The sequence below is a fragment of the Streptantibioticus silvisoli genome, from assembly GCF_027947535.2.
In the GTDB taxonomy this organism is placed as follows: Bacteria; Actinomycetota; Actinomycetes; order Streptomycetales; family Streptomycetaceae; genus Streptantibioticus_C; species Streptantibioticus_C silvisoli.
The window spans coordinates 52,178-68,712 of record NZ_JAAGKO020000035.1 but is presented as its reverse complement, the minus strand read 5'-3'; the positions used below and the strand labels follow the sequence as shown (position 1 = coordinate 68,712).

The window sequence follows — 16,535 nt, the reverse complement described above, 5'->3', positions numbered from 1 at the left end:
CCGCGCCGGGCAGGGGAACGTGGTGCCGGCGCACACGGCAGGGGAACCGGGATGCCGGCGCACATGGCAGGGCAGCGGCTCGGCAGGTGCAGGGCCGGGGGCGTTCGTGCTGGTCTCTCCGCAGGGGGGCCGCCTGCGGCAGCGCGCCTCCCCGCGGCCGACCTCGCCCCTTCCCGCAACAGGGTTGCTGCCCCGAGCCCCTGCGCCCCGGTCCCCTGCGTGACGCCTTCCCCGTGCCCTGCTCGCCCTGCGGATTGCTCCGCGGCCCTGACGGATGCGGTGCTCCGACGCTCCGGGCGCCGGATCGCGCAGCGGTCACTCGCCGGTGGCGGCCGGCGTGGCGGTGAGGACGAGGGCGGCCTGGTCGTCGTCGACGACGCCGGGGCCGGTGAAGGCACGGACGGCCGCGGTGAGGGTCTCGATGACTTCGGCCGCGGTGGGCCGGCGCAGGGCCAGGGCTTCGGACAGCCGTTCCTCGCCGAACTGCTCGCCGTCGTGGTCGCGGGCCTCGGTGATGCCGTCGGTGTAGAGCAGCAGGCTCTCGCCCGGTGCCAGGTGCAGTCGCCGGACGGCCACGTCCGGGTCGTGGGAGACGCCCAGCAGGGAGCCGGTGCTCTCCACCGGGCGGGCGATGCCGTCCGCGATGCGCAGGGGGAGGTTGTGCCCGGCCCGCACGAGCTCGATGTCGAGGCCGTCGGCGCCGGGGGTGAGGTGGCCGTGGACGAGGGTGACGAAGCCGGTGCCATGGTTGTCGGGGCGGTCGAGGAGCGCGGTGTTGATCGCCTGGACGACGGCGTCCGGGCCGGGGAGCAGCGGGGCCACCGCGCGGGCGGTGTGGCGGACCAGGGCGGTGGTGGTGGCGGCGATGGCTCCGCGTCCGCAGACGTCGCCGAGGAGGAAGGCCCAGCGCCCGTCCTTGAGGGGGAAGACGTCGTAGAAGTCGCCGCCGACATCGAGCCCTTCGCCGGCCGGGTGGTAGAAGGTGGCGATCTCCGTGCCGGGCACCGCGGGGGTCCGCGACAGCAGCAGCCCCGCCTGCAAGTCGTGGGCGAGGGCGACACGCTGGGTGTACTGACGGGCGTTGAGCGCGGCGGACGCGGTGCGGCGGGCGAGTTCCCCGGCCAGCGCGGGGGTGCGTTCGCCGAGCACGCCCCCGCCGGTACTGAGCAGGGTCAACGTGCCGAAAACGCGACCCCGGTCCGTGAGGGGCACGGTGAGGTAGCCGGTGACGTTCAGCTCGTTCCACGGGCCGGGGCCGGCGGGAGCGTGCTGCGCCATCTCGGTGATGCCGTCGGCCAGGACCCGGGGGACCGACTCGTGGGCGCACGCGTGGGAGGCGAGCAGTCGCTGCTGGCCGGGCGTGGGAGCGGCAGCGGCGACGCGGCGGAGACGGCCGCCTTCGACGATGTCGACCGCGCACAGCGGGGCGAGGGTGGGGACGCAGGCATCGGCCAGGCGCTGCAACGTCTGCACGTGGTCCAGGTCGCTGGTGAGGACGGCGCTGGTGTTCAGCAGGAAGGCGAGGTCGTCGCGGGCCGCCTTCTCCCTGGCTTCGGCGGCGAGCCGGGCCTGTTCGGCCTGGTGGCGTTCGATGGCGAGGGCGGCGGTGTCGGCGAAGAGCCGGGCCAGGGCACGGTCGGCCTCCTGGGGTGCGCGGGGGGTGCGGTGGTACATCGCGAACGTGCCCAGCAGCGAGCCGTCCCGGGCCAGGATCGGGGTGGACCAGCAGGCCGCGAGCCGGGCCCGGTCGGCCAGGTCGCGGAAGTCGTCCCAGTACGGGTCGGTGGCGATGTCGGTCACGACCACCGCCTGCCGGCGGTGGGCGGCGGTGCCGCAGGAGCCGACACCCTCGCCTGCGGTGATGCCGTCGATGGCCCGGTTGTAGAAGTCGGGCAGGCTCGGGGCCGCTCCATGGCGCAGGTGCTTGCCGTCGGGGTCGGCGAGCAGGACGGAGACAAGGACTTCCTCGGGGGCGAGTTCCTCGATGGTGCGGGCCATCCCGTCGAGCACCTGCTCCAGCGGCGCCTGCCGGGCGATCTGCTCCAGCAGGGCCCGGTGTTCGGCCATGAGCCACTGGGCGTGCTTGACCTGGGTGGTCTCCACACCGATGACCCGCACCCCGATGACGTTGCCGGCCCTGTCGGTGCGCGGTTCGCAGGCGAAGTCGAAGATCGCCTCCCGGGCCGTCGGCCCGGCGCCGAGCCGCATGCGGGCGTCGCGGCCGACGTGGCGCTCGCCGCTGCGGAACACCTGGTCCAGCGGCGCGAGGAACCCCTGCCCGGCCAGCTCCGGTATCAACTGTTCCAGCGGCACGCCGGTACGGGACTGCTCCCCGCCACCGATGGCCGAGAAGAACGCGCTGTTGGCGCTCTCCAGCACATGATCCGGTCCGGCCAGCGAGGCGAACACGGCCACGGACTGCCCGAACAGCGCCCGCAGGTCCCGTTCCTCGTCGCTCTCGGCGGCCCGGTCGTCGCCGATCGCCGGCGGGGCGAACACCATCTGTTCCACTGAGTCCGTCGTCATCGCGCTACCCCTTCTTCGCCGCGCGGGCCGGGGACCCGGTGCCCAGATCATGCGTCTCATGATCACCGCCGGGATGAACGCGTCCTCGACCGTCGTCCGCGCGGGGACACACCCATGGTAAGGACTCCGCACCGGGTCTTCGAAGCACGCAGTTCCCGGCCGGCGACCCCGGCCGACAGAGCCCGCCCGGTCCAGCGGGCCCGCCCTCGTCGCCAGGGAGGAACGGTTCGGGCGGGACGACGCGCTGCCGGGGTTCCGCACTGGCGCGGACCAGGCGATGGGCGCACGACCGGGGGCCGTCGGCGTCCCACCGGGCAAGGACGGCGTGAACGGATGTCCCGCCTCCGGGTGCCTCGGAGCGGACAGCTGTGGCGGACGGTGGCGCGTTCGACGATCACGGCGGGAGCGCTCGGCGCCGGCCGCGAACGGGCCACTCGCCCGCACCGGCCGTGCCAGCCCGCCAGCGCCGGAAGCCCGTACCCTTCCGGCGGCGCCCGTGCCCCGACGGAACGGTGACCTCACCGATGCGCGAAGGTGCCCGGTGCTGACGCCGTGAAGGTCTCCCGCGACAACCGCCGGACGAGGCGCGTCACGCTCACCATGGCCGCTACCGCGCCCCCGGTGGTCACCGCGTCCGCCCGCCGGTCCGACGCGGACGCGTAGGGCGACGCTTCCGCCCGCGTCGGGACCGCCGACGGCTTCCACCCCGACCGCGCCCCCGTCACAGGTGATGCCGGCCGACCAAGCCGTCCGGGGTGGGCTGTCCGGCGGTGCCGAAGACCGGCGAGGGCAGCTTCACCGGCACGGCCGCCCGCCCGGTCGCGACCGTCGCGTCGAACAACCCGGCCCAGTCGACGCCGGCGACCGCCGACGGCGACGCCGGCCCGCCGTCAGGAGGGGCAGGTAGCGAAGGGCGGACGGAACTGGGGGCCGTAGTTGCCCGGGGCATCCGGCCTTGCGGACTCCATCAGCTCGACGGCCGGGAGTTCCAGGCCGTGCATGGCGTGGATGGCCGCGTGCAGGACGCGGGGGTTCCCGTCGCCGTCCCAGGCCCGGTCGAGGGCGCTGAGCATGTCGCGGTAGGTGGCGTCGAAGCGATCGAGGAGCCGTCCGACCCGCGGGGAGGGGTGGGGCCAGCCGCCGGCCGGGAGCCTGGCCATGGGCCGGGCGTCGGGAAAGGGAACCGGCGCGCCGGTGTATCGCCAGACCCCGCCGACCTCGCGCAGTCGCCGACCGTGGTAGATCTCGGCGAAGGCGTAGTAGTGCGCCGGGCGGTCGTTGTCGAAGGACACGTCGGGGGAAGCGGTAGTGCCCTCGCCCTGCTCCTTGATGATTTCGAGGGAGCGTTCGGCGCCGTCGAGGTTGTCGACCGGCTTCAGCACGTCGGAGCCGATGTGCGCGGACAACTGCCCGTGCAGCGACAGGTCCGGCGCCGCCTCGCGGAACGCCTGCTGGAGGGCACTGTAGAAGTCGCCGATGCTCGGCGAGGTCCTCACATCCTGCCCGGGCGCGTCGTCGGGTGCCTCGATCGCCATCATCACGTCGTGCACGAGGTCCCTGGTCAGGCCCGACAAATAGACGTTCACCCCGGCGCGTACGCCGCCGGGCAGCGGGCCGGGGTAGGCCAGGGCGGCCGCGCTGATCCGCGGCCGCCCACCGACGGCCACCAGCAGATTGCAGACCGTACCCAGGTGGTACATCTCGTCGCCGATGATCCGCCGGATCAGCCGCGCGGCCTCGCAGCCGCGATCCCTGATCGACCACCAGCCGCACAAATACGGCGGCAGGGTGGCGAGTTCGAGTTCCACGGCGATCTGAAGGGCCTGACGCAGCCACCCGACGTCCCGTCCGGCTGAGGGAACGGCCATTATGCGCGCCACGGAACCACCGGCCAAGCCGTCCGGCGGCTCGCACGCCCGCGCGGCCGGGGCAGGCCTTGCCGCCCCGACCGACACGGTCGTCACCGCTGCGGCCGACGCAAGGAAATTCCTGCGGTTGAACGGAGAAACCACGGGCTGGTCCCGATCGCCTGTCGTACCTGTCACTGACGCCTCCGCTTGTCCCGGTGGGCCGCGCCCTGGCCCGCAGGCGTTTCGGCCCCCTCGGGCCAGCGAAGCTAGCAGCGACCACCGCTGTTTCCCGGCGGCAGGGGACGCGTCGCGCGACCATCACCGGTTCGGCTCAACCAGGGGGACGGCCGAGGCCACTCCGGTGAGGAGCATGCCGACGCCGTGCCGGTGCCGGCCCACGGTGGGGTTGCCCAGGCGCTGGTGGGCATGGTCACCGTCATCGGGTGGACCGGTGGAACGAGCCGGGGTGGGTGGTGTGCTGGTCGGCCACCAGGGAGGAAGCAGGGCACAAATCGGCGATTTCGGCTGAGCCCGGCGCTCCCGCCGGGCGCCGCCTCACGCCTCTACCCTCGCCTGGGTCACCACGACGCCGAGGCTCCGGTGCTCGACTTGTCGCTCCCGAACCGCACGACGTGGGACGTCGGCGAGCAGGCGGAGGACTTGCCGGACGGTCCGGCCCGCCACCGGTCGGCCGCCAGGAAGACGGGGGCGAACACCACCTGCGCGACGGACGCGGCACCCCGCTCAAGGTCACCCTCAACCGCGGCCACCCTCAACGACATCACCCGGACTCCGGCCCCGATCGACGGCATCCCGGCCGTTGCCGGCCGCCGTGGCCACCCCGCGCAGACGACCCGGCGCCCTGTTCGGCGACAACGGCCACCACCCCCACACCAACCACCCGTGAACCGCGAAGGCGCGAGATTCTGCCCGTCATCGCCCGCCGCCCGCGGACTCACCCGACCATTCACGACCGCCTGTGCGGACCGCCGAGCCCGGCGAGGGGCAGGAAGAGGTCGTCGACGATCGACCGGATGCGTTCGGGGGCCAGTGGCTTGAGGTCCATCAGCAGATCGTGGCGGACCAGGTCGAACGGCATGGCGAGCACGGTCGGCGGAACGCGTTCGAGATCAATCTCGCCCCGGGCGTGCGCGCGCTGGTAGACGGGCCGTCGCTGCGGGAGCAGTTGGTCGCCCATGACCTGCTCGCGGATCTGCGCGGGGCTCATCCCGGTGTCGGCCAGCAGCCCCGAGAACGCGGCGCCCGCGGCGATGGCGAAGAAGCCGGCGAGGGCCTCGCTCACGGCCGTCAGCCCCGCGAGCAGGTCGCCGCGCAGGGTGCCGGTGTCGGGCACGGCGACCGGGTGGGCGTCCCGGTGGCGATCGAGCGCGGCGAGCACGAGCTGGTCCTTGTTCGCCCAGCGGCGGTACAGCACCGGCTCGCTCGTGCGGGCCCGCGCCGCGATGGAGGCCATGGTCAGACGGGCGTACCCGGCGTCGATCAGCTCCTCCCAGCCGGCGGCGAGGATCGCGGACTCGAGTTGCTCGCCGTGCCGGCGACGCCGCGCCGGCTCGGACACCTTGGTGGTCACCGTCCGACGATAGAAAGACTTGCCTTTCTTCCGCAACTCCACGTACTGTCGAAGACAGTCATTCCTTTCTTGTAGTGGAGACGCGATGCCCGGCATGACGACGACGAGTCCGCAGGCGCGGAACGGCCCGACCGTCCTGATCGTGGGCGCCGGCCCGACCGGCCTGACGCTGGCCTGCGAGTTCGCCCGTCGTGGCGTCTCCTTCCGGCTGATCGAGGCGGCTGCCGGCCCGCAGCCGGGTTCGCGCGGCAAGGGCGTCCAGCCGCGCTCCCTCGAAGTGTTCGACGACCTCGGGATCGTCGACCGCGTGCTCGCCAACGGCTGGCTGGCGATGCCCATGCACTCGACCGCGCCCGACGGACGGGTCACGCGGGGCGGCGCCGTACCCGAGGAGCTGGCGAACCGTCCCGACATCCCGTGGGCGGCGAGCCTGATCACGCCCGAATGGCGGGTCGAGGAAGCGCTCCGGTCGCGGTTGGCGGAGTTCGGCGGCGCGGTCGAGTTCGGTACGGCTCTGGCCGGCTTCGAACAGTCGGAGGACGGCGTGACCGCGCAGGTCGTCGCGGGCGGCGAGGCCGAGACCGTCACGGCACGGTGGCTGGTCGGCTGCGACGGCGGCCACAGCACCGTCCGCAAACAGGCCGGAATCCCGTTCACCGGCGAGACGCGCGACGAGGTCCGTATGATCATCGCCGACCTCGCGGTCGACGGCCTCGACCGCGACCGCTGGCACGCATGGCAGCATCACGAGGGCATCCTCAGCCTCTGCCCGCTGCCGTCGACCGACCTGTTCCAGTACGCGGCCGGCATCGCACCCGGTGAGCACCCCGGGCTTGGCCTCACGCACCTGCGGGCGATCCTGGAGCGGCGCACCGGCCGCACCGACATCCGCCTCCACGAACCGCAGTGGTCGTCGCTGTGGCGTGCCAACATCCGTCTCGCCGACCGCTACCGCGACGGAAACGTCTTCCTCGCCGGCGACGCGGCGCACATCCACTCGCCAGCCGGCGGGCAGGGCATGAACACCGGCATCCAGGACGCGCACAACCTCGGGTGGAAACTCGCCGCGGTCGCGCACGACGGTGCTTCACCCGACCTGCTCGACAGCTACGAAGCCGAGCGCCGACCGGTCGCGGCCCACGTCCTCGAACTCTCCAACACACGCCTCAGACAGGCGCTCGAGGACAACGCCATCCCCACCCGCCGCGACGCGAGCACGATCCAGCTCGACGTGGGATACCGCGGCTCCGCCCTGGCGCGCGACGACCGTGACGACGCGGCGGCGCTCCGGGCCGGCGACCGCGCCCCGGACGCGACGAAGCTGGCCACGATCGACGGTGAACGCCGCCTGTTCGAGCTGACCCGCGGCGGACGGTTCACCCTGCTGGCGTTCGGGCCCGTGAACGCGGCCGACCCGCTCCGGCCCGCCCTGAGGACCCTCCACGTCGTCGAGCGGCCGACCGGGCCCGACGAGATCGCCGACACCGCAGGCCACCTCGCGACCGCCTACCACGCGTCCGACCGCACCCTCGTGCTGATCCGCCCCGACGGCCACATCGGGCTGATCTCCGACGCCGGCGACGCCCGGGCGGTGACGGACCACCTCGCCGCGATCGGCTGACCCGACCAGCCGGTCCTCGGCCGATGAGTGGGCGCCGGGACGTACTGCTGGGATCGTCCTGATCGCATCCGGGGCGGGGCTCCAACGTTCGCGCTCGCGGTCGGTCGGGAACGGTGACGTCGGCCGCTTCGCGCCAACCCCGCCGGTGCCGCGGGCCGGCGTCGTCCGGTGAGCCTCCGGGGGCGTCCGGTGGGCCTCCGGTGCCTTCGCCCGTGCGTTCCCCCGGCGTTGCCCGGGCCGCTGTGCGTTTCTCCGACGCGGCCCTGACCGCACCGGACCCCACCGCTGCCTTCGCCCGTGCGCTCTTCCGGCGCCGGCCGGGCCAGCCACCACCGCGTCCGCGAGACGGCAGGGGGCGGCCAGGCACCGGTCCCCGGCGGGATGCGGCGCCCCGGAACCGACGCCCCCGCCGCCCGACCGCCTTCGCGATCCCCCGCGGCCGAATGTCGATCCCGCCGGCCGTCCTCCGCCGCCCGCGCCGCGAGACTGGTGCGCCGTACCGCTGTCGTGGCCCCGGACCATGACGGGGTCGGCGCGACCCCGGACCGTGGCGGCCGCGGGTGGGAGTCCGTTTCCGACGGGTGGTCGGCCGCCGTCGGGGGACGAGCCGCGCGACGGGAGAAGTCGAGAGAAAGGGGCCGCCCCCATGGCAGGACGTCCGGAGAAACCCCTGGCCCCGATGACGGGCCGGTGCGGCGGCTGGCCCAGGAGCTGCGCGAGTTGCGGGTCACGGCGGGCAGCCCCACCTACCAGCGGATGGCCCGGGAATCCGGTTACGCCGCCAGCACCCTGTCGCAGGCGGCGGGCGGGGAGCGGCTGCCGAGCCTGCCGGTCCTGCTCGCCTACGCCGCGGCCTGCGGCGGCAGCCCCGCGGACTGGGAGCAGCGGTGGCACCGGGCCGTGCGGGTTCTGCCGCCGGCGGCGCCCATGGCGTTCGCCCCGGACGGACGGACCCTGGCCACGGCCGACGGTCCCACCGTCGGACTGTGGGACGTGCGCGACAGCCGTCGGCTGCGGGACCTGACCGCGACCGGCCGGGTGTCGGCCCTGGTCTTCGCGCCGCGGGGCCACACCCTCGCCGTCCGCTGCACCACGGGCGGCAGCACCCGGGTGGAGCTGTGGAACCGGGACACCGGACGGGCGATACGCGTCATCACCAGCGGCGGGCAGGCGGGAGTGCCGGTGTTCGGCGGCGACGACCTGCTGGCCGTCGCGCTGCGGGGTCCGGGTGCGTCCGACTCCGTCAAGGTGTTCGACGCCTCCAACGGCGACCTGGTGCAAAGCCTGCGGACCCCGTGCGCCGTCGACTCGGTCGTCTTCTCGCCCGAAGGGACGTTCCTGGCGGCCGGCGGTCCGGGCGACTGCCCGGTGTCGGTGTGGGACACCACCTCCCTGAACCCGCCGGACCCGCGGGTCCTCCACCCGCAAGGGCAGGGTGGATCACTGCACTTCAGCCCGGACGGGCAGGCCCTGATCGACGTCGGCGACGCGGTGGTGTTGTGGAATACCAGCGGGTGGCGATCGCACGACCTCGGCGGGGTGGGGGCCGTCCGCACGGCGGTGTTCGCCCCGGCCGGCGGAACCCTGGCGGTGGCCGGCGAGGGCGGTGTCGCCCTGTGGAACACCGACACCGACGAGGCGCTCACCGCCCCGGTCACCGGCAGTACCGACCTCGCGGCCTTCAGCCCGGACGGCGGCACACTGGCCACCGCCACCACCGGCTCCGGAGTGCGGCTGTGGGACGTGGCCACCGGGCATCTGCGGACCGCCCTGGTGGACAGCGCCGACGTGCGGTGGATGGAGTTCGCCCCGGACGGCCGCACCCTGGTGACCAAGGACGGCAACGACCCGATACAGCTGTGGAACGTCGCACTGCCCGACCCCGGCACGGCGGTCGGCGAGATCTGCGCGATCGTGGCCGACGACCCCGCCCTCCTGCACCGGTCTCTCGTCCTGCCGGGCGGACCGGTATGCCCGCGATGACCGGGCCCGCGCGACGGCCGGCTCACCTCCGAGTGTCCCGCGCCTCCGCGCCGGTAACGCTGCTCCCGCGCCGGGGACGCTGCCTCCGCGTGCGGACGGAGCCGCGAGCACCTGACCCGGTCCCGGTCCTGGTCCCGGGACCAGGACCGGGTAGGACGATCGTGTCGACGACAACGAGTGCCCCCGCCCGCGACGGGGCACCCGGTGCCCATCGGCCGTTGCGCCGAGGGGACCGATCACTGACAGTGAACCGATCGAGCAAGGACGAAGGACAGCTGATGCGAGCAACCCTCATCTACGGTGCCGGTGACGTGCGGGTGGAGGACGTTCCCGACCCGGCGATCCGGCAGCCCACGGACGCGGTGGTGCGCGTGCTGCGTTCCTGCGTATGCGGCAGCGACCTGTGGCCCTACGGCTCCAAACCGGCCTCGGAGCAGGGTGCCCGGATAGGGCACGAGTTCCTGGGCGTGGTGGAGGAGACCGGCAAGGAGGTCTCCGGGCTCGGGCGCGGCGACATCGTGGTGGCGCCGTTCGTATGGTCCGACAACACCTGCGACTTCTGCCAGGAAGGGCTCCAGACGTCCTGCCGGCACGGTGGCGGCTGGGGCGCGGACGGTGTCGACGGCGGTCAGGGTGAGGCGGTACGCGTGCCGCAGGCCCAGGGCACGCTGGTGAAGCTGCCGGTCGGCGAGGACTCCGCGCTGCTGCCGTCGCTGCTGACGCTGTCGGACGTGTTCTCCACCGGTCACCACTGCGCGGTGGCCGCCGGGGTCGGCCCGCGCACGACGGTCACGGTGATCGGGGACGGCGCGGTGGGCCTGTCCGCGGTGCTGGCCGCCAAGCGGCTCGGTGCCGAGCGGATCATCCTCATGGGCCGGCACAAGGACCGTACCGACCTCGGCCTGGACTTCGGCGCTACCGATGTCGTCGCCGAGCGGGGTGAGGAAGGCGTCGAGAAGGTCCGGGAGCTGACCGGCGGTGACGGTACCCACACCGTCCTGGAGTGCGTCGGCCTCAAGGCGGCGGTCGACACCGCCTTCGGCGTGGTGCGCTCCGGCGGCACGGTCAGCCGCGTCGGCGCCCCGCAATACTCCGACGTCCCCATGGACTCCTCCCTCTTCATGCGCAACGTCACCCTGACCGGCGGTGTGGCCCCGGCCCGCGCCTACATCGAGGAACTGCTCCCCGACGTCCTCGACGGCACGGTCGAGCCCGGCCGGGTCTTCGACCGCACCGTGGACCTGGACGGGGTGCCCGACGGCTACCGGGCCATGGCCGACCGGGAGGCGCTGAAGGTCCTCATCCGTCCCTGACGCTCCTCATCCGTCCCCGACCGCCGGAACGGCACCCGCACGGCAGGGGGAACGGTGATCCGGTGCCTTCGTCCGGCCAGGCGGTTTCCGCCCGGCCGGACGTCATGACGGCGGACCGGCGGATGCCGACCGGGCCCGGACTGTTCCCGCGACCGCGTACGCCTGCCGGCCCCGCGCCGCTCCGTTACCTGAGCGCCGCGGAGAGGTGCCGGTCCGGGTGGGCGGACGAGTTCGGCTACGGCCCCGGGGGCGGCGTCCTCCCGGTGTCGGTGCCCGCCGGATTCGTCAGGATCGCGTTCGCGACCACGTCGAACAGGTGGTCGACGCGTGGGGTGAGCGGGGGCTGGTCGCTGAGCCACGCGAGCGCGGCGACCAGCGCGAACAGATCGGTGCCGTCGACGTCGGTCCGCGCCGTGCCCGCGGCCTGGGCACGGGTGAGCAGCCGCGCGCCGGCCGCGCGCATGGTGACGCACGAGGCGTGGAGTGCGGACTCGGTGTCCTCGATGGCGGCTGCCATCAACACGGTCACGCCCCGAAACTCCGTCGTCCACGCGAGGCAGTCGCGCAGCCACGAGACGAGAGCGTCCTCGGGCGAGCTCGACGTCTCGAACTCGCCCGCCCTGGCCGTCAGTTCGTCGAAGCTCGTGCGGAGCAGGGCGACGAGCAGCTCCTCGCGCGTCGGGAAGTGGCGCAGCAGCGTCGCGAGCCCGACGTCGGCCCGGCGCGCGATGTCGCGCAGCGATACGTCGACGCCCTGCTCGCTGATGGCGGTGCCCGCTACCGCGAGCAGGTGGTCCCGGTTCTTCCTGGCGTCGGCCCGCATCTGTCCCTCGTGACTATCCGGCTTGACTATCCGGATCGGTGGTCCATATATTCGGATCAGTGGTCCACTTATGTGGAGCGCTGATCCGGATAAGCCTATCCCGCAGCACGGGCAGGAGAAAACGATGCCGAAAAACACGATGAGGGCGGTCCGGCTCCATGAGCACGGCGGCCCTGAAGTGCTGCGTTACGACGAGGCGCCGATGCCGGAGCCGGGGCCGGGGGAGGTGCTGGTCCGCGTTCACGCGGTCGGCGTCAATCCGCCGGACTGGTACCTGCGGGGCGGGCTGACCAGGATGCCCGGGCGGCCGGAGTCGACGGTCGGCCTGCCGGTGATACCCGGGACGGACGTGTCGGGCGTTGTCGAGGCCGTCGCCGCGGACGTGGACGGCCTGGCCGTGGGTGATGAGGTCTTCGGCCTGCTGCGTTTCCCCGGCTTCCACGGCGGCGCGTACGCCGAGTACGTGGCCGCGCCCGCGTCGGACCTCGCCCGCAAGCCGGCCGGCATCGACCACGTGCACGCCGCCGGGGCGCCGATGGCCGGGCTGACGGCGTGGCAGTTCCTGATCGAGGCCGGACACGACCACCCCTCGCCCTTCCAGCCGGGCCCGCACCGCCCGACGGCACTCGACGCCGGCACGACGGTGCTCGTCAACGGCGCGGCGGGTGGCGTGGGGCACTTCGCGCTGCAACTGGCGAAGTGGAAGGGCGCGTCGGTCATCGCGGTGGCGTCGGGCGCGCACGCGTCGTTCCTGAACGGACTCGGCGCCGACCGGTTCATCGACTACACCAAGAGCCGTCCCGAGGAACTCGTGCGCGACGTCGACCTCGTCCTCGACACCGTCGGCGGCCCCGACAGCAAGCGCCTCCTGCACACGCTCAAGCGCGGCGGCGCCCACTTCCCCGTGTTCTACGGCGACTTCGACGAGGAGGAGATCGCGAAGCTCGGCGTCACCGTCTCCATGGCCCAGGTCCGCTCGAACGGCGCGCAACTCGCCGAACTGGGACGCCTGCTCGACGCGGGCACGGTCCGCGTCGCGATCGACAGCACGTTCGCGCTGGCGGACGCCCGGGCAGCCCACGAACGCGCCGCCCGAGGACACATCCGGGGCAAGATCGTGCTGACGGTCGGCTAGGTCGTCCAGGTCGTCCGGAACGAGCCGTCCACCGACGTCTCCGGTGGCTGTCTCGGCGGGGCACCGGTGGGCATTCCGGGCCGGCCAGGGGACGTACAGTCCTGTCCATGACGATCAACACCGCGGCGTCATGGCGCGAGATCGAACGCAGCACCGTCTTCAGCGAGTTCGGCCGCTCCGTGGACCGCGTCGCGTTCGAGCTGCCCGACGGCAGGCGGGAGGAGTTCTACCTCAAGCGCGAGGGCCCGGCCGGCGCGGTGCTCGCCCTCACCCCGGACCGGCGCGTCATCCTGGCCCGCCAGTACCGGCCAGGGCCCGACCGCGTGATGTCCGAACTGCCGGGCGGCTTCATCGAACCCGGCGAGCAGCCGGCCCGGGCCGTCGCCAGGGAACTGCTGGAAGAGACCGGTTACCAGGGCGAAGTCCGACCGGTCGGACAGTACTGGCACGACGCCTACTCCAGCGCCCGCCGCTTCGCCTTCCTCGCCACCGACTGCGTCAAGGTCACCGAACCGACCCCGCAGGGCACGGAGTTCATCGAGGTCGTCACCCTCACCCTGGACGAGTTCCGCACCGGCGTGCTCCGCACCGGCGGAATGACCGACACCGCCGCGGCCTACCTCGCCCTGGAACACCTGACGCTCCTGTGACGGGGGAGGCGGCGGGCGGTCCTGGCGGTGGCGGTCCGGGCGGCGCGAGGGCGTGCACAGGCGTGCGGGCATGGGCACGCGGGCGTGTACGGGTGCGGTCGGGCCTGCGGGGGCGTTCACGAACGTGCGGCGCGTACGGGCGCGTGCGTGCGGGCGCGGGCGTCGCGTGCGCGAGGGGTTTCGGGGACCCACCTTTTCGGCCTGTTTCCGCGTCCGGCGCCGGGGAGGAGGCGTTCGACAGTAAATTCCTTTCGCATTCCCCGCTCGCAGTGAGGAGCCACGACATGACCGCCCCGCAGGGATTTCCCCTGGAACCCACCCCGATCCATGTGTCCGACGACGTCCTCGACGACTTGCGCGCCCGGCTCACGCTGACCCGTCCGCCGCTGGACGAGGGGAACGAGGACTGGTCCTACGGCGTCCCGGACAGCTGTCTTCGTGAGCTGGTCGCCCACTGGCGGGACGGCTACGACTGGCGCAAGGCCGAGGCCGCCATCAACGCCTACGAGCACTACCGGGTGAGCGTCGCCGGCGTCCCGGTGCACTTCATGCGCAAGCCCGGCCGCGGCCCGCGCCCGATCCCGTTGATCCTCACCCACGGCTGGCCGTGGACGTTCTGGCACTGGTCGAAGGTGATCGACCCGCTCGCCGACCCGGCCGCGTTCGGCGGTGACCCCGCCGACGCGTTCGACGTCATCGTGCCGTCCCTGCCCGGCTTCGGTTTCCCCGGCCCGCTCACCGGCTTTCCGGACGTCAACTTCTGGAAGGTCTCCGACCTCTGGCACTCGCTGATGACCGAGACCCTGGGCTACGAGAAGTACGCCGCGGGGGGTTGCGACATCGGCGGGCTCATCTCCAGCCAGCTCGGCCACAAGTACGCCGACGAGCTGTACGGAATCCACATCGGCTCCGGACTGCGCCTCGACTTCTTCACCGGCCCGCGCGCGTGGGACCTCGCCCAGAGCCGGCCCCTCACCGACGACCAGCCCGCCGACGTCCGGGCCCGCATCATCGAGATGGACCACCGCTCGGCATCCCACCTCGCCGTGCACATGCTCGACGGCGCCACCCTGGCCCACGGGCTGAGCGACTCACCCGCCGGACTGCTCGCCTGGCTGCTGGAGCGGTGGAACGCCTGGAGCGACAACGGCGGCGACATCGAGTCCGTCTTCAGCAAGGACGACCTGCTCACCCACGCCACGATCTACTGGGTGAACAACTCCATCGCCACGTCGATGCGTTACTACGCCAACGCCAACCGCTACCCCTGGTCCCCGTCCCACGACCGCACCCCGGTCGTGCAGGCCCCGGTCGGCCTCACCTTCGTCACGTACGAGAACCCGCCCGGCATCCACACCGCCGACGAGCGCGTCCAGGCGTTCACGTCCGGCCCGCAGGCCGCTTGGTTCAACCACGTCAACGTCAACGCCCATGACCACGGCGGCCACTTCATCCCCTGGGAGAACCCCGCCGCCTGGGTGAGCGACCTGCGCCGCACCTTCCGCGGCCGCCGGCCCTGAAGCCCCCGCGCAGCCGGATCAGGCGCAGGCGGGCGTAGGGGGATGGGTGGCCGCCGGACTCCGGCAGCTCGGTGCGGCCGGCCGGCGGAGGCGCGTTCCGCGCGGCCGGAAGCGTCCGGCCCAGGCGGGCGAGCGGGGACAGAGCCATCAGCACCGGTGACGACAGCATGCCCACGGCCGTCACCAGCAGGCTGGTGCGCAACCCCCACTCCATCGGGAGGAACCCGCCGAGCAGGGAGCCGGGTGGCGCCATCCCCATGCCGACGAACGATATGGTCGCGGCCACGCGGGCCTGCATCCCGTCCGGAGTGACGGTCTGCCGTATCGCCATGACCGTGACGTTCACCAACTGCCCGGCGGTCCCGAACACGAAGGCGATCGCCAGGAGCGCGCAGACCGTCACCGCCGAGGAGCCGTGCAGCGCGGGCACCGCCAGGAACACGCCGTCGCCGAGTGCCGCCGCGAACACGAGCACCGCGCCATGACCGAACCGGCCCGGCAACCGCGCGGCCAGCATCGAACCCAGCAGCGCGCCCGGCCCCGTCACCGCGAGCGCCAGCCCGACCGCGGCGCCCGGCAGGTGCAGTTGCCGCGGCAGGAAGAGCAGATAGACGGTCATCATGGCCGCGAAGGAGAACTGGAAGGCGGCCGAGGCGAGGCACACGGTCCGCAACGAGGTGTCGCCGACGACGAAGCGGAGGCCCTCATGAATCCGCCGCCCCACCCGACGGGAACGGTCCGGGCGTTCCGGAACCGACTCGGTCCGGCGCATCCGCCGGAGCGACAGGAACGACAGCGCGAAGAACACCGCGCCGCAGACCGCGGCGATCGGCGCCGACAGCAGTGACACCAACGCGCCGCCGAGGGCGGGCCCGCCGATCTGCGCTGCGGACCGGCTGCCCTCGAGCGCGCTGTTGCCCCGGAGCAACTGGCCGCGTTCCACCAGCCGTACGAGAGACGCCTGGTACGCCACGTCGAAGAACACGGACAGCGCCCCGGCGGCGAGGGCGACCACCAGCAGCGCGGGCAGACCGAGCCGGCCGAGCAGACCGGCCACGGCGGCGGCGCCCAGTACCAGGGACCGGCCGGCGTCCGTCATCACCATGACCGTGCGGGTCCGCCACCGGTCCACCCAGGCGCCGGCGAGGAGCGAGAGCAACAGGACCGGCACCTGTCCCACCGCGCGCAGCACGCCCAACTCGCCGGCGCCGGCGTTGAGCGCCAGGACGGCGTAGAGCGGGAGAACGATCAGCGTGGTCTGTTCGCCGAGTTGGGAGGCCGTCTGACCCGCCCAGAGTCTGCGGAAGTCGCGATCGCGCCACAGGCTCGGCGCAACGGATCGACCGGAACCGGGAGCAGTTGCAGGGGAGGAGGAAGAGGGAGTGGACGGCACGGAGGCCCTTCGGATTGCCGGCGGCGAGGCCCGTCCCCGGCGCACACCAGGTGTGCCGGGTGATTCAGGCAGGGAACGGTCGCTGTGTCGCCGAACCGAAGGCAGCACGCGATGACGGGCCGACAACGGC

General features: G+C 73.0%; 12 protein-coding genes. 6 read left to right on the top strand and 6 right to left on the bottom strand.

Features of this window, described 5'->3' with window-relative positions:
• Positions 1 to 315: 315 nt before the first annotated feature.
• The 4 genes from POF43_RS22515 to POF43_RS22495 form a co-directional block, all read right to left on the bottom strand.
• Entirely contained in the window at positions 316 to 2,526 is a 2,211-nt protein-coding gene (locus POF43_RS22515; RefSeq protein WP_271322528.1) for a SpoIIE family protein phosphatase, read from the bottom strand.
• A gap of 890 nt (positions 2,527 to 3,416) precedes the next feature.
• On the bottom strand, positions 3,417 to 4,394 hold the full coding sequence (locus tag POF43_RS22505; protein WP_271322527.1) for a ferritin-like domain-containing protein: 978 nt from the start codon (positions 4,392 to 4,394) through the stop codon (positions 3,417 to 3,419).
• 560 nt (positions 4,395 to 4,954) lie between these two features.
• On the bottom strand, positions 4,955 to 5,146 hold the full coding sequence (locus tag POF43_RS22500; protein ID WP_282704716.1) for a hypothetical protein: 192 nt from the start codon (positions 5,144 to 5,146) through the stop codon (positions 4,955 to 4,957).
• Between the two features lie 197 nt (positions 5,147 to 5,343).
• Positions 5,344 to 5,967 (bottom strand): TetR/AcrR family transcriptional regulator, encoded by a 624-nt coding sequence (locus POF43_RS22495; RefSeq protein ID WP_271322525.1) that lies wholly within the window; start codon positions 5,965 to 5,967, stop codon positions 5,344 to 5,346.
• A gap of 94 nt (positions 5,968 to 6,061) precedes the next feature.
• Here POF43_RS22495 and POF43_RS22490 point away from each other — a divergent pair, with 94 nt between their 5' ends.
• From POF43_RS22490 to POF43_RS22480, 3 genes are all read left to right on the top strand, one after another.
• Positions 6,062 to 7,588: an FAD-dependent oxidoreductase gene (locus POF43_RS22490; protein ID WP_282704715.1), complete on the top strand. Its 1,527-nt coding sequence runs from the start codon at positions 6,062 to 6,064 to the stop codon at positions 7,586 to 7,588.
• 690 nt (positions 7,589 to 8,278) lie between these two features.
• Positions 8,279 to 9,571, top strand: coding sequence for a WD40 repeat domain-containing protein (locus POF43_RS22485; protein ID WP_271322523.1), 1,293 nt, complete (start codon positions 8,279 to 8,281; stop codon positions 9,569 to 9,571).
• 278 nt (positions 9,572 to 9,849) lie between these two features.
• Complete coding sequence (locus tag POF43_RS22480) at positions 9,850 to 10,884, top strand: zinc-dependent alcohol dehydrogenase family protein (protein ID WP_271312273.1); 1,035 nt, start codon at positions 9,850 to 9,852, stop codon at positions 10,882 to 10,884.
• A 235-nt stretch (positions 10,885 to 11,119) separates the two neighbouring features.
• Here the strand turns inward: POF43_RS22480 and POF43_RS22475 are convergent, their stop codons facing one another.
• A complete protein-coding gene (locus POF43_RS22475) occupies positions 11,120 to 11,707 on the bottom strand; it encodes a TetR/AcrR family transcriptional regulator (protein ID WP_271322522.1) in 588 nt (195 codons plus the stop codon).
• A 124-nt stretch (positions 11,708 to 11,831) separates the two neighbouring features.
• Here POF43_RS22475 and POF43_RS22470 point away from each other — a divergent pair, with 124 nt between their 5' ends.
• The 3 genes from POF43_RS22470 to POF43_RS22460 all read left to right on the top strand — a co-directional run bounded on the left by POF43_RS22470 (position 11,832) and on the right by POF43_RS22460 (position 15,012).
• Positions 11,832 to 12,842 (top strand): NADP-dependent oxidoreductase, encoded by a 1,011-nt coding sequence (locus POF43_RS22470; protein ID WP_271322521.1) that lies wholly within the window; start codon positions 11,832 to 11,834, stop codon positions 12,840 to 12,842.
• A 107-nt stretch (positions 12,843 to 12,949) separates the two neighbouring features.
• The gene (locus POF43_RS22465; RefSeq protein WP_271322520.1) at positions 12,950 to 13,492 is read left to right on the top strand and encodes an NUDIX hydrolase; all 543 of its coding nucleotides are present in this window, start codon (positions 12,950 to 12,952) and stop codon (positions 13,490 to 13,492) included.
• 284 nt (positions 13,493 to 13,776) lie between these two features.
• Positions 13,777 to 15,012 carry an epoxide hydrolase family protein gene (locus tag POF43_RS22460; RefSeq protein WP_271312269.1) on the top strand — a complete coding sequence of 412 codons (1,236 nt, stop codon included), beginning with the start codon at positions 13,777 to 13,779 and terminating at the stop codon, positions 15,010 to 15,012.
• Here the strand turns inward: POF43_RS22460 and POF43_RS22455 are convergent.
• The gene (locus POF43_RS22455) at positions 14,942 to 16,336 is read right to left on the bottom strand and encodes an MFS transporter (protein ID WP_271322529.1); all 1,395 of its coding nucleotides are present in this window, start codon (positions 16,334 to 16,336) and stop codon (positions 14,942 to 14,944) included. The two genes, POF43_RS22460 and POF43_RS22455, sit on opposite strands and share 71 nt — an antisense overlap.
• Positions 16,337 to 16,535 lie beyond the last annotated feature (199 nt).